Here is a 12891-nt window from a genome sequence, read left to right as displayed (position 1 = left end):
GGCGAGGGTGAGGGGGTGATGGATCTCGGGACGATCGGCGCCTTCCTGCTCGTCGCCACGGTGGCCTACGTGACGCCGGGCCCGGACTGGTTCGTGGTGATGCGCCACGCGGCCACGTCGCCACGGGCCGGGCTCGTCGCCGGGCTCGGGGTGCAGTCGGGCCTGGTGGTGCACATGACCGCGGCGGCCGTCGGCGTCGCCGCCGTCCTGCTGGCCAGCGCCCAGGCGTTCCTGGTGCTGAAGATCGTCGGCGCGGCGTACCTCGTGTACCTGGGCGCGCGCGCCCTGCGCGACTCCTTCGCCCACCGCGCCGACGACGCCGACGCCGACGCCGGGCCCACGACCGCCGCGTCGTCCGTCGCCGTGTGGCGCGAGGCGTTCGTCTCCAACGTGCTGAACCCGAAGGCGGCGCTCTTCTTCATGGCCGTGCTGCCCCAGTTCCTGTCGCCCTCGGCGGCCGTTGCGCCGCAGGTGCTGCTGCTCGGCACGCTCGACGTCGCGCTCGGGCTGCTCTGGTGGGTCGTGTTCGTCGCCGGGGTGCAGCGCCTGCGCTCGGTGCTCGGGGCGCGGCGCTCCCGGGTCGTGGTCGACCGCGTCTCCGGCGTCGCCCTCATCGGGCTCGGCGGCCTGCTCGCGACCGTGGGCCGGCGCACCTGACGCGGGTTTGCGCCGCCCGACGGCGGGGGACCTCCGGACGGCACGACCCCAGCCCACGACCAGCCCCCACGACCCAGGAGCGCCGACGATGTACGCCACCCCCACCCGCCCGATGACGCAGGACGAGCTCGACCGGATCTGCCGGGTCTGGGCCGACGCGGGCAGCGACGACCCGACGGACCGGTGGCTGGAGCTGTGGGACGGCGGCACCGCCGACGACCACCCCGAGGAGCGCGACGCGATCGTCGCGATCGCCACCGCCTGCGGCCTCGAGGCGCGGGTCGAGGACGGCGTGCTGAAGGTGCAGAAGACCCAGCAGCTGCACGACGAGATCGGCGCCCGCTGGATCTGACCCGGCGTGACTGACCGCGCCGCGGCCGCACAGCACGACGGCCCCGTCCCCTCGTGGGGGCGGGGCCGTCGGTCCGACGGGGCGGAACGCGCTCAGCGGGCGGAGGCCACCGGGGTCTCCCCCGCGCCGGCCGCGGCGCCGGGGCGGGCCCGACCCACGACGTACGCCAGGGCGGCGGCCACGAGGATGCCGACGAGCGGCGGGATGCCGATCTCCAGGTGGTCCGAGCCCCACGCCAGGGCGCTCGCGACGACGTAGCAGGCGAGGACGGGCACGTCGTACGACGGCAGGCGCGCCCCCTCGGGCATGCCCCGGCGCCAGCGGGCCAGGTAGTCGCCGATGATGACGCCGCCCAGCGGCGGCACGAAGATGCCGAGCAGCACGAGGTAGTCGACGAGGTGCTCGTGCATGCCCGCGAGGGCGAGCACCGTGCCGATGACCGAGCCACCGACCACGAACGGGATCTTGCTGGGCTTGTCGAACATGGCGGCGCCCGCGACCCCGAAGGCGTACGCCGTGTCGGCGTTCGACTTCCACAGGTTGCCGAACAGCAGGAACAGGCCCCAGCCGACGAGGCCGAGCTGGTAGAGCACCAGCACGAAGTCGCCCTCGCCGAACGTCATCGCCCCGACGGCGCCGAAGAAGATCATCAGCCCGTTGCCGATGAGGAAGCCGATGCAGCAGGCGAGGACCGCGTGCCAGCCGTGGCGGGCGAAGCGGGTCCAGTTCGGGGTCTGCGTGCCGGCGGACACGAACGTGCCGACCACCGTGGTCACCGCGACGGCCAGCGTCATCGAGCCGTCGGGGTCGACGTCGGCGAGCCCGGACCAGCCGCCGACCTCCTGCAGGGAGCGGTGCACGACCCACACGGCCAGCACGAGGATGAGCGGGGTCGAGACGAGCGAGACCCAGTACATGCCGCGGTAGCCGTAGCAGGCCGTGACGCACATCAGCGCGCTCGCGGCGATCATGACGGCCGCCTCCGCGGCGTACGACTCCCACCCGAACGCCTGGGCGGTCAGGGCGCCGATCGTGCCGATGATGACGCCGTACCAGCCGATCTGCGTGCCGCCGAGCAGCAGGGAGGCGAACCGCGAGCCCGAGGTGCCGAGCGTGTAGCGGGCCATCACCACCGTCGTCAGGCCGGTGCGGGCGCCGATCCAGCCGAGCACCGCGACGTAGGCGCCGAGGATGAGGGAGCCGAGCAGGATCACCCAGAGCAGGTCGGCCAGCGGGAACGCGTTGCCGAGCTGGGCGCCCGCGAGCATCGTCGGCGTGAAGACCGTGAAGCCCAGCAGCACGACGGCCAGCGAGAACAGCGACTTCCGGGCGTGGGCCGGGACCGGGGTGACCGGGTAGTCGTGGTCGACGACGGCGCCCTCGGGCCCGTCGCCCGAGCCGGTCGCCCCCGCCGGGCCGTCGGCGCGCACCGCGTCGGTGCTCACGCCTCCTCCCCGATGTCCTCGGCCCAGATCTCCGGCCGCTCCGCCATCATCTTCTCCATGAGGGCGCGGCACTCGGCGTCGTCGACGACGTCCACCTCGACGCCGTGGGAGCGCAGCCACTCCTCCGAGGCCTGGAAGCTCTGGTTCTCGCCGACGACGACGCGGGGGATGCCGTAGAGCACGATCGTGCCGGCGCACATGTAGCAGGGCGAGAGCGTCGTGTAGAGCGTGCTCTCCCGGTAGGTGCGCGCCGGCAGGCGGCCGGCGTTCTCGAGGCAGTCGGTCTCGCCGTGGCGGATGGCGCTGCCGAGCTGCACGCGGCGGTTGCGGCCGACGGCGAGCAGCTCGCCGCCGTGCACGAGGGCGGCCCCGATGGGGACGCCACCCTCCTCCCAGCCGATCCTGGCCTGCTCGACGGCCTGGTCGAGGAACTGTCGGTCCTGGTCTCGCACGGTGCTCACCTCTCGGTCGGGTAGGGCGGCTCGCCCTTGTGGTACGGGTCACATGCTGGTGGGATGGCACGCGACACCCAAGGGACAGGCTGTCCGCGCTGACGGCCGGTCGGGTGGACACATCGTCGCCCGACGAGGCGTCGGTCGTCGAGCAGAGAGGTGGGTGGGGGTGGTCCCGCTGAGCGACGTGCTGGCCCTGCCCGCCTTCCGCGCGGCCGTCCCCACGGTGCTGGCCGGCGACGTCGCGGGCGCCGAGGTGCGGTGGGTGCACTCCTCGGAGGTCTACGAGATGGGTGCCCTGCTCGAGGGCGGCGAGGTGCTCCTCACCACCGGCCTCGGGCTGCACGGACGCACCGACGCGCAGCTCGCGGCGTACGTCGACCAGCTCGCCGACGCCGGGTGCGTCGCCCTCGGCCTCGAGCTGGGCCGGTCGTTCCTCGACGTGCCGGAGCCGCTCGTGCGCCGCGCCCGGGAGCGGGGGCTCGTGCTGCTCGTGTTCGGCGCCGTCGTGCCCTTCGAGCGGCACGTCGAGGACTTCCACGAGCTGGTGCTGCAGCGCCGCTCGGACCCCGACGGCGGCGGGGGCGCGATCCCCCGGCGCTTCGTCGACCTCGTGCTCTCGGCCGCCGGGCTGCGCGCCCTGCTCGACGAGGTCGCGCGGGCCGCCGGCTGCCAGGCCGAGGTGCACGACCTGGGCGGGCGGCTGGTCGAGCGCAGCCGGATCCGCACGGTCCGCTCCCCCGACGAGCGCACGACCGCGCCGGTGACCGGGCGGCGCGGGGCCCGCGCGACGCTCGTGCTCCTCGCCCCGCCCACGTCGCTGACCCGCCGCGTCGCGGCGGAGGCCGCCGTCGCGGTCGCGCTCGAGCTGGCCCGCCACCCCGGCCCCGGGCAGCACTCCTCCGCGGAGCAGGCCACCATCAGCGACCTCCACGCCGGCGTGCTGGTCTCCGCGAGCGACGTCGCCACCCGTCTCACCCACGCCGGGCTCCGCGTCGCGCCCGGCGACCTCGTCGCCACCACGGCCCTCGACGCCGGGCCCGGCGTCGCCCCCACCGACCTGCTCGCCGCGCTCCGCGAGCACGCCGCGCCCGCCCCCGCGGTGGCCGGGGTCGTCGGCACGCACGTCGTCACCGTCACCCGGCTGCCGCCGTCGTGGGAGGCCCGCACCGTACGGCGCCACCTGGCGGAGGCCGCCGACGAGGTGGGACGACACCTGGGGTGCCCCGGCTCCGTCCTGCTGGCCGCGACCTCGCCGACCGACGACCTCACCACCCTGGCGCCCCGCCTCGAGCAGGCCCGTGACCTCCTGCGGCTGGCCCGCCGCCACGGCAGCCCGGGCGGCGCCGTGCTCGCGCGGGACCTCGGGGTGCAGCGGCTGCTCGCCTCCGTGACCAGCCCCGACGAGGTGGCGGCCTTCGTCGCCGAGCAGCTCGGCCCGCTCGTCGACGCGGACCGGTCCCACGGCTCCGCCCTGCTGCGCACCCTCGATGCCTACCTGCGCCACGCCCTGTCGAAGGCCGCCACCGCGCAGGCGCTCGGCATCCGCCGCCAGTCCCTCTACGCGCGCCTCGAGCGCGTCGAGCGCCTCCTCGGCGTCAGCCTCGACGACCCCGAGCACCGGGCGGGCCTCACGCTGGCGCTCACCGCGTGGCGGCTGCGCACCGGGCTCGACCCGCAGGCGGCGTTCTAGCTCAGTGCGTGGCCGTCGTCTGCTGGTAGAGCGCCAGTCGGGGCCGCCCGTCGACGAGGCGGTAGAGGCTCGTCATCACCGCCACGAACGGCTCGTCGGCGCCGGCGCGCCGGGCGGTGGCCCGGTAGACCAGGGCGACCGCACCGTCCCCGGCCGGGATGGTGCGGGCCTCGGTGAGCTCGTACGACGACCACGGCGGCGCGCCGTCCAGGGAGGCCGCCACCGCCTCGCGGTCGAGCACGTGGCCGTCGACCAGCACCATCAGCGCGTCAGGGGTCATCAGGTCGCGGTAGAACGCCCCGCCCGTCGCGTCGCACAGGGCGTCCCACCCGCGCCGTTCGAGCGCGAGCAGTCCGTCCAGCGTCATGTCCGTCATGCCCGCCACGGTAGCCAGCCGGGAACGCGCCCGACCCGCTCCGTGGCGGCGCACCTGGCGGGGCCGTCCCGTCCCGGCGTCGCCGTCAGAGCAGCCACCGCAGCCGCTCGAGGAGCGCCGTGCCCACGACCATCGCCGTCACCGCGGCGAGCGCGGCGGCGGTGAGCACCGTCGTACGGGTCGAGCCCCGCTCCCCCGTACGACGCCGCACCGTCACGAGCGCGACGAGCAGCAGCGCCACGACGATCGCGGCGGCGTCCGCGGCGAGCGGTTCCACGTACGGCGCCCACCCCCCGGCGGTCACCTCGGACGACCCCGCCACAGGTCGCCCCGTGGCCCAGGGACCCGGCGGCACGACCCCCAGCAGGGGGACGAGCAGGGCGGCACTGGCCACGACGGCCGGCACCGGCAACGTGCGGACGGCGAGCACCGTGGCGACCACGACGACGGCGGCCCCGACGAGCGCCAGGCGCGGCTCGAGGGGGAGGTCGGGGCCCCCGATCCAGATCACCACCCCCGGCTCACCGTCGAGGAGCTCCTCGACCCGGGCGCGGAACGACAGCACGAGCACGGCGTGCGTCGCCGCCAGGAGCGCGACGTACAGGTAGGCCACCTGGAGCACCCGCGTCCGGTTCCCGCGACCCGCGCCCGTCGCGGCCGTCGTCGTCGCCGCTCCCGACGTCACCACCGCGGCCCCCGCTCCCCGGTCGGGCGACCGGCGGCGCTCATCGTGGCACGGACGCCGCTCCCCGGGGCCGGAACGTCACACGCGGGGTCGGCGGTACGCCGAGCGTGCCCACAGCCACCCGACCGCGCCGAGCCCGACGCACCAGGCGACCGCGGCGCCAGCCGTCGTGGCGTCGACGGCCTCCCCGGACAGCAGGCCGCGCAGGGTCTCGATGATCGGGGTGAACGGCTGGTTCTCCGCGAAGAACCGCACCGGGCCCGGCATCGTCTCGACGGGCACGAAGCCGCTGCTGAGGAACGGCAGGAGCAGGAGCACCATCGGCGTGTTCGACGCCGACTCGACCGTGGGCGCCGCGGCACCCATCGCCGCGCTCAGCCACGTCAGCATGAGGGCGACGAGGGTGGCGAACCCCAGGAGCAGCAGCCAGTCCACCGGGCCCGCGCCCGGGCGGAAGCCCAGCAGCACGGCGACACCGAGCACCGCTCCCGCCGCGAGCATCGTCTGCACGACGGCCGCAACGACGTGGCCGCCGAACACGGCCAGCGGCGCGACGGGCATCGTCCGCAACCGCGTGACGACGCCGTCCGACATGTCCATCGCCACGCTGATCGAGGTCGACTGGGCGATGCTCGCGCCGGTCATCGCGAGGATGCCGGGAGTGATGTAGTCGAGGTACGCCTCCCGGCCCGAGGCCCCGGGCACCGCTCCGGGCACGACGCCGGCACCGACGGCACCGCCGAAGACGTAGACGAACACCAGCAGGAGCACGACGGGCATGGCGACGATCAGCACCGTCAGCGACGGGTAGCGGGCCATCCGCAGCAGGCTGCGCCGCGTCATGGTGACGACGTCGCGGGCGTCGAGCAGCCACCCCGGACGCGTCAGGGGTACGGCGGGAGCCGCGGCGGGCGTGGCGGTGGTCATGAGCGGGCCTCCGGGGTGGTGAGGGTCCCCGAGGTGGCCGGGGCGGTGAGGGCGAGGAAGACGTCGTCGAGCGAGCCGGCCGCGTGGGCCTCCTTGAGGCCCGCCGGGGTGTCGTGGGCGACGAGCCGCCCGTCGTGCAGCACGGCGACGCGGTCGGCGAGCTGGTCGGCCTCGTCGAGGTACTGCGTGGTCAGCAGGACGCTGACCCCGGACGCCACGAGGGCGCGCACCTGGTCCCACAGGTCGCGCCGGGCGCGGGGGTCCAGACCGGTCGTGGGCTCGTCGAGGAACACGACCCGGGGGTCGCCGACGAGCGTCATCGCGAGGTCGAGCTTGCGGCGCATGCCGCCCGAGAGCCGCTGCGCCCGCTGCCGGGCGGCCTCGCCGAGCCCGAAGCGGTCGACGAGCTCCGTCGTACGACGCCGTCCCTCAGCCCGGGGCAGGTGGAACAGGTCGGCGACCAGCCGGAGGTTCTCGGTGACGGTCAGCAGGGGGTCGACGGCGGACAGCTGGCCCGTCACCCCGATGAGGCGGCGCACGGCCTGCGGGTCCTGGGCGACGTCGTGGCCCAGCACGCGGGCGGTGCCGCCGTCGGCGGGCAGCAGGGTCGACAGGATGGAGACGGTCGTGGTCTTGCCGGCGCCGTTGGGCCCCAGCAGCGCCGTCACGGTGCCCGCGGGCACGGTGAGGTCGAGGCCGTGGAGGACGGCCTGGTCGCGGTAGGTCTTGCGGAGCCCGGCGACCTCGATCGCCGGGACGGGACTGGTGGACATGCGCGCTCCTCGAAGCGTTGCCGGGGACGCCCCGGCAACGTCGGGGCGTCAGATGTCGAGGTCCTCGACCTCGGGTTCGGTGGTGGCGAACGCCCCCACCAGCTCGGCCAGCTCGGCCGGCAGTGCCGCCTGCAGCTCCTCGGCGGTCTCGAAGACCTCGAGGACGGCGGAGGCGGCGGTCTCCCCCCACTGCTGCTCGGAGGCGAAGTGCTTGCGCCAGCCGGTCAGCTCACCGGCCTTGCCCGCGGTGTGCACGAAGCCCTTGGGGCGGGCGACGTGGACGGCGAAGCGGCCGGAGCGCGTGCGGAACACCCGGAAGCGCTCCTCGACGCCCCCGGTGACCCGGCTCCACTCGACGAGCAGCACGCCTTGGAAGCGCTGCACCTTCGTGGCGCCGACACCGACTCGGACACTGATCTCCTCGAACCCCTCGAGGCGTCCCTCCTCCACCTCGACGAGACGCCGCAGCGCCTTGGCGATGGCGGCCGAGAGGTTGCCGCCGGTGAGCTCCTGCGCGCGCTGGTAGACGGGCAGGTCGGCGTCGGAGACGTAGATCGTCTTGTTGGGCACCGACGCATCGTAGACACAGCAGAAGCATACGCATACATGTACGTATAGCACCAGAGGTTGACTAGACCTCCCCGTGCGCTGTGCCGAGGTCTCCGCAGATCGTCGGACACCACCCGCGGCGCTCCTTAGGGTTGGCCGTCGCCCGCGCTCGCGGGTGCACGAAGCACGAGGAGAACCACATGCTCAAGCGCGCTCGGCCCTGGAGCCTGGCCGCCGTCGTCGTCAGCGTGGCCGCCATGGGCGTCCTGCCGGCCCATCCCGTTGCAGCCGAGCCGGCCGACAGCCGGCTCGCTCCGGCCTCCGCCACCGCGGGCACCGACGACCCGGTGCCCCTGCCGTCCGACCCGGACGACATCACCGCGGACCAGGCGGCCCGGACGCTGATCCGCGCCCGGGCCGCGGTCGACGGCGACCTGCAGGCGCTGCCGGCGACCGGCGCCGCGGAGTCCCCGACCCTCGCCCTCCGCGACCTGTACCGCGCCAAGCCCCGACTCGGTGGGGGCGACCTCGACGCGGCCGAGCGCATCCTGGCGCGGCCCACCGACGGCGCGGCGGACCCTGGCGGCGACGGGTACCCGGCGGGCGCCCCCGTGTCGACGGGGTGCAGCGCCAACGTCTGCGTGCACTACGTGAAGGTGGGCGAGGGTGCTGCCACCGACGCCTGGGCCTACCAGACCCTGAAGACGATGCAGAGCGTGTGGGACTTCGAGACCCGCACCCAGCTCTTCCGGGGACCCGCCGCCGACGGGACCCGCGGCGGCAGCTCGAAGTTCGACGTCTACCTGACGGAGCTGACGTCGCAGGACCTCTACGGGTACTGCGCCCCTGAGGAGCAGGCCGACGCGGCCGGGATGCGCGCGACGAGCTACTGCGTGCTCGACAACGACTACGTCGGCTACCAGCGCAGTCCGCTCGACAGCCTGAAGGTCACTGCGGCGCACGAGTTCTTCCACGCCGTCCAGTTCAACTACGACGTCCACGAGGACGCCTGGCTCTACGAGGCCACCGCCACGTGGATGGAGGAGCAGTACGCGCCGAGCGTGAACGACAACCAGCAGTACCTGCCGGCCGGGCAGCTCGGCGATCCCCGGATCCCGATGGACGAGTTCGGTGAGAACTCCTACGGGAACTGGGTCTTCTTCGAGTACTTGACGAAGCGGTACGGCTTCCGGATCGTCCGGACCACGTGGGAAGCAGCCGCAGGCGCCACGGGAACCGACTACCACTCGCTGCTCGCCCTGAAGTTCGCGCTGTACTACAGCCGTGACACCGCGGGGGCCCGCGGCGAGTACGGACAGGAGTACGCCGGCTTCGCCGCGGCGAACCACCTGCCCCACACGTTCTACCCCGACGGGGCCGCCTACCCGTCGACGCCGCCGCGGAACTCGGTGCCGTTCCGCATGGCGCCTGGATCGGTCCGGAACTCGATGGAGGTGACGATCCCGCAGCAGACCACCGCCTCCTACCGGATCGACCCCTGGCGTCTGAACGACGGCAACCGGCACCGGCTCGTGCTGCAGTTCTCGACTCCTCCGTCGGCCACGACCCCGGGCGCCTACGTGACGGTCTTCCAGTCGAACGGTCGGACGCAGCGGATCCCCGTGCGGATGAACGGTGGCACCAACGCGGTGGTCGTGCCCGTGAGCCCCGCGGTCAGCCGCGTGTACCTGACCCTCGCGAACGCGTCGTCGCGCATGCGGTGCGGTCTCGAGACCGAGCGCGCGTGCAGCGGCACGCCCGTCGACGACGGCGTGCGGGTCATCTGGAACGCGCGGATCCAGCGCTACTGAGGCACCCGACGGGGGCGTCCGCGGCCACGGCCGTCGGGCGCCCCCGTCGTGCGCCCCCGTCGTGCGCCGGGTCCCGAGCGACACCGCCGCTAGGCTCGGCCGCATGGTCAACTGGGGGATCCTCGCCACCGGCAAGATCGCGCGGAGCTTCGCGCGCGACCTGGCCCTCGTCCCGGACGCGCAGGCGGTCGCCGTCGGCTCCCGGCGGGCCGAGAGCGCGGCCGCGTTCGCGACGGAGTTCGGCATCGCCCGCGCGCACGCGTCGTACGAGGCCCTGGTCGCCGACGAGGAGGTCGACGTCGTGTACGTCGCGTCCCCCCACGCGCTGCACCTCGCCCACGTGCGGCTCGCCCTCGAGGCCGGCAAGCACGTGCTCTGCGAGAAGCCGGTCGCGCTCGACCGGGCCGACGCCGAGGAGATGATCGCGCTCGCGACCGAGCGGGGCCTCTTCTTCATGGAGGCCATGTGGATGGCGACGCACCCCGTGGTCCGGGAGGTGGCCCGGCGGCTGCGGGCCGGCGAGCTCGGCACCCCGCGCCACCTGCACGCCGAGCTCGGCTTCGTCGTGGACGCCGACCCCGACGACCGCCTGCTCGACCCGGCGCTGGGGGCGAGCGCGCTGCTCGACATGGGGATCTACCCGCTGACGCTGGCCCACCTGGCGCTCGGCGAGGCCGAGGAGCTGACCGGCGTCGCCACCCTGTCCGACCGGGGCATCGACCTCGACTGCGCGGTCACGGGGCGCTACCCCGGCGGCGCCCTGGCCACGATGACCGCCTCGATGACGTCGTGGTCCGAGCGCTCGGGCCGCATCGCCACCGACCGCGGCCTCGTCGAGCTCGAACCGCCCTTCCACCACCCGGCGCGCGCGGTCTTCCACCCGATCGAGGGCGACCCGGTGACGATCGAGGGCGAGGAGCCGGTGATCGGGGCGGGCTACGGCAACGAGATCGTCGAGGTCGGCCGCTGCCTCGCGGCCGGGCTCCTCGAGAGCCCGCTGGTGCCCCACGAGCAGACCCTGACGCTGATGGCGCAGATGGACGACCTGCGCGGCCGGCTCGGCGTGACCTTCCCCGGCTGAGCGGGGGCCGGCCGTGCACGAGTGGACCTGGCCGGCGTACGTCGCGGTCCTGCTGGGCGGGTTCGCCTTCGCACTGCTGCTGGTGCCGATCCTGGCGTTCCAGTACCGGCGCTACGGGCAGTTCACGCCGCGCCGCGTGCTCGGCGCCTCGGCCGTCAGCGTCTACGGCACCGCCGTCGTCGCCTACACCCTCCTGCCGCTGCCGGCCACCCGCGGGGACTGGTGCGACACCTCGCCGGCCGGCACCGAGTGGCGCCCCTTCCACTTCGTCTCCGACATCGCCGACGCCACGGCCGGCACCGGTCCGCTCGCGGTGCTGGGCAACCGGGCGACGCTGCAGGTGCTGTTCAACGTGGTGCTCTTCGTGCCGTGGGGAGTGATGCTGCGGGGCTACTGGGGGCGCTCTGTGGCCGTCGCGACCGGCACCGGCCTGCTCGCGTCGCTGGCGATCGAGACCACGCAGGTCACCGGGGTGTGGGGGCTGTACGACTGCGCCTACCGGGTGGGCGACGTCGACGACCTCATCGCCAACACCCTCGGCGCCCTCGTCGGTGCCCTCGTGGCGCCGCTCGTGCTGTGGTGGATGCCGCGCCCGCACTCCTTCGACGACACCCGCCGCCTGCCCCGGCCCGTCACCACCGCCCGCCGCTGGCTGGGCATGGCGCTCGACCTCGCGGCGTACCACGCCCTCGGCGCCGCCCTGCTCGTCACCTACCGCCTGGCGGTCCTGGCCACGACCGGGGAGCTGCCCGCGGGGCAGACGTGGGTCGAGGAGGGGCTCTCCACCCTGGTGCCGGCGGTCGTCGTGTTCCTCCTCCCGGCGCTCGGCGGGAGCGGCGCCTCCCTGGGGCAGCGGGCGGCGCGGCTGGTGCCCGTGTGGGAGCGGCCGTCGCCGGCGCGACGCCTGGCCCGGGCGGCCGCGGTCGGCGGCACCTACGCGCTCGTGCTCTTCCTCGCCCGCTGGCAGGACGGCACGACCACCGGGTCCGTCGCCGGGACGGCGGCCAACCTGCTCCTCGTCGCGGCCCTCGTCGCCGTGCCGCTCACGCACCAGCGGGGCCTGTCCGGGGTGCTCACCGGCGCCCGGTTCGCCGACGACCGCGCGCGACCGCCGGCCTGAGCGCGTCGTCCCCGCGGGAACCAGAACGGCCCCCGGTCTGCGTCTCCGCAGGCCAGGGGCCGTTCCTCGTTCGCGTGGCGGGTGAAGGATTCGAACCTTCGAAGGCTACGCCGACGGATTTACAGTCCGCTCCCATTGGCCGCTCGGGCAACCCGCCATGCTCGTGCCTCCCGACTTGGCCGGGCGACAACAGCACGAAACAATAGCGCACGCCCTCGCGAGCGCGGAAACCGCCGCGAGCGCGCGCCGTACCGACCGCACCACCCCAGGAGCAGGAGAACCATGGCCGACTCGTCGTTCGACATCGTCAGCAAGCTCGACCGCCAGGAGGTCGACAACGCGCTCGGCCAGACCGCGAAGGAGATCGCGACGCGGTACGACTTCAAGGGCACCGGCGCCGCCATCGAGTGGAAGGGCGACGAGGTCATCGAGATCACCGCGTCCGCCGACGACCGCGCCACCGCCGTGCTCGACGTCTTCAAGGGCAAGCTCATCAAGCGCAACGTGTCGCTGAAGGTGCTCGACGCGTCCGAGCCGCGCCAGTCGGGCCAGACCTCCAAGATCGGCATCACGCTGAAGGAGGGCATCAGCTCCGAGGACGCGAAGAAGATCTCGAAGCTCATCCGCGACGAGGGCCCCAAGGGCGTGAAGGCGCAGATCCAGGGCGACGAGCTGCGCGTGTCGTCGAAGAAGCGCGACGACCTCCAGGCCGTGCAGGCGCTCGTCAAGGAGCAGGACTACGACTTCGCGGTGCAGTTCACCAACTACCGCTGAGCGGCGGCGGGCGCGGGCCCTGAGCGCCCGGCGCGACGGTCGGCGCCGAACCCGCCACTTCCGGTGGGAATCTTGGCACCGGAAGTGGCGGGTTCCCCGGTGCACCGGGGAACCCGCCACCCCCCGGAAAACCCCTCAGGTCCCCCACCCCCGAGCCGAAGGTCTCCTCCGGCGGGCGTCCGCCCTGCTCGGAGGT

The 12891-nt window shown here is 74.2% G+C and carries 14 protein-coding genes and 1 tRNA gene; 7 read left to right on the top strand and 8 right to left on the bottom strand.

What is annotated here, in order from left to right:
* Positions 1 to 18: 18 nt before the first annotated feature.
* Both ACOACO_RS05855 and ACOACO_RS05850 read left to right on the top strand, forming a co-directional pair.
* Positions 19 to 657 (top strand): LysE family translocator, encoded by a 639-nt coding sequence (locus ACOACO_RS05855; RefSeq protein WP_420296307.1) that lies wholly within the window; start codon positions 19 to 21, stop codon positions 655 to 657.
* Between the two features lie 88 nt (positions 658 to 745).
* Positions 746 to 1009 carry a hypothetical protein gene (locus ACOACO_RS05850; RefSeq protein WP_420295298.1) on the top strand — a complete coding sequence of 88 codons (264 nt, stop codon included), beginning with the start codon at positions 746 to 748 and terminating at the stop codon, positions 1007 to 1009.
* A 92-nt stretch (positions 1010 to 1101) separates the two neighbouring features.
* Here the strand turns inward: ACOACO_RS05850 and codB are convergent, their stop codons facing one another.
* Together codB and ACOACO_RS05840 are read right to left on the bottom strand one after the other, a co-directional pair.
* Entirely contained in the window at positions 1102 to 2454 is a 1353-nt protein-coding gene (codB, locus tag ACOACO_RS05845; protein ID WP_420295297.1) for a cytosine permease, read from the bottom strand.
* On the bottom strand, positions 2451 to 2915 hold the full coding sequence (locus ACOACO_RS05840; protein ID WP_420295296.1) for a nucleoside deaminase: 465 nt from the start codon (positions 2913 to 2915) through the stop codon (positions 2451 to 2453). The genes codB and ACOACO_RS05840 overlap by 4 nt, the downstream gene beginning before the upstream one ends.
* Positions 2916 to 3075: 160 nt before the next feature.
* Here ACOACO_RS05840 and ACOACO_RS05835 point away from each other — a divergent pair, with 160 nt between their 5' ends.
* Positions 3076 to 4599: a PucR family transcriptional regulator gene (locus ACOACO_RS05835; RefSeq protein WP_420295295.1), complete on the top strand. Its 1524-nt coding sequence runs from the start codon at positions 3076 to 3078 to the stop codon at positions 4597 to 4599.
* A 1-nt stretch (position 4600) separates the two neighbouring features.
* On the opposite strand, the gene ACOACO_RS05830 is transcribed toward ACOACO_RS05835, so the two are convergent.
* The 5 genes from ACOACO_RS05830 to ACOACO_RS05810 all read right to left on the bottom strand — a co-directional run bounded on the left by ACOACO_RS05830 (position 4601) and on the right by ACOACO_RS05810 (position 7930).
* The gene (locus ACOACO_RS05830; RefSeq protein WP_420295294.1) at positions 4601 to 4975 is read right to left on the bottom strand and encodes a nuclear transport factor 2 family protein; all 375 of its coding nucleotides are present in this window, start codon (positions 4973 to 4975) and stop codon (positions 4601 to 4603) included.
* Between the two features lie 85 nt (positions 4976 to 5060).
* Positions 5061 to 5663, bottom strand: a complete 603-nt coding sequence (locus tag ACOACO_RS05825; protein WP_420295293.1) for a hypothetical protein — start codon at positions 5661 to 5663, stop codon at positions 5061 to 5063.
* Positions 5664 to 5738: 75 nt separating this feature from the next.
* Entirely contained in the window at positions 5739 to 6587 is an 849-nt protein-coding gene (locus tag ACOACO_RS05820) for an ABC transporter permease (RefSeq protein WP_420295292.1), read from the bottom strand.
* The gene (locus ACOACO_RS05815; protein WP_420295291.1) at positions 6584 to 7360 is read right to left on the bottom strand and encodes an ABC transporter ATP-binding protein; all 777 of its coding nucleotides are present in this window, start codon (positions 7358 to 7360) and stop codon (positions 6584 to 6586) included. Before ACOACO_RS05815 ends, ACOACO_RS05820 begins: the two co-directional genes overlap by 4 nt.
* A gap of 48 nt (positions 7361 to 7408) precedes the next feature.
* Positions 7409 to 7930 (bottom strand): EXLDI protein, encoded by a 522-nt coding sequence (locus ACOACO_RS05810; protein ID WP_420295290.1) that lies wholly within the window; start codon positions 7928 to 7930, stop codon positions 7409 to 7411.
* Positions 7931 to 8109: 179 nt separating this feature from the next.
* Here ACOACO_RS05810 and ACOACO_RS05805 point away from each other — a divergent pair, with 179 nt between their 5' ends.
* From ACOACO_RS05805 to ACOACO_RS05795, 3 genes are all read left to right on the top strand, one after another.
* Positions 8110 to 9720, top strand: coding sequence for an MXAN_6640 family putative metalloprotease (locus ACOACO_RS05805; protein WP_420295289.1), 1611 nt, complete (start codon positions 8110 to 8112; stop codon positions 9718 to 9720).
* Positions 9721 to 9823: 103 nt separating this feature from the next.
* The gene (locus ACOACO_RS05800) at positions 9824 to 10801 is read left to right on the top strand and encodes a Gfo/Idh/MocA family protein (protein ID WP_420295288.1); all 978 of its coding nucleotides are present in this window, start codon (positions 9824 to 9826) and stop codon (positions 10799 to 10801) included.
* Positions 10802 to 10814: 13 nt separating this feature from the next.
* Complete coding sequence (locus ACOACO_RS05795) at positions 10815 to 11921, top strand: VanZ family protein (RefSeq protein WP_420295287.1); 1107 nt, start codon at positions 10815 to 10817, stop codon at positions 11919 to 11921.
* 75 nt (positions 11922 to 11996) lie between these two features.
* Here ACOACO_RS05795 and ACOACO_RS05790 read toward each other — a convergent pair.
* Positions 11997 to 12078 (bottom strand) — tRNA-Tyr (locus ACOACO_RS05790).
* 125 nt (positions 12079 to 12203) lie between these two features.
* Here ACOACO_RS05790 and ACOACO_RS05785 point away from each other — a divergent pair.
* The gene (locus ACOACO_RS05785; RefSeq protein ID WP_420295286.1) at positions 12204 to 12695 is read left to right on the top strand and encodes a YajQ family cyclic di-GMP-binding protein; all 492 of its coding nucleotides are present in this window, start codon (positions 12204 to 12206) and stop codon (positions 12693 to 12695) included.
* Positions 12696 to 12891 lie beyond the last annotated feature (196 nt).

It is taken from the genome of Nocardioides sp. CPCC 205120 (assembly GCF_048654585.1).
GTDB lineage: Bacteria > Actinomycetota > Actinomycetes > Propionibacteriales > Nocardioidaceae > Nocardioides.
Note: the sequence above shows the minus strand (reverse complement) of the source record. Positions and strands in the feature narration are given on the sequence as shown.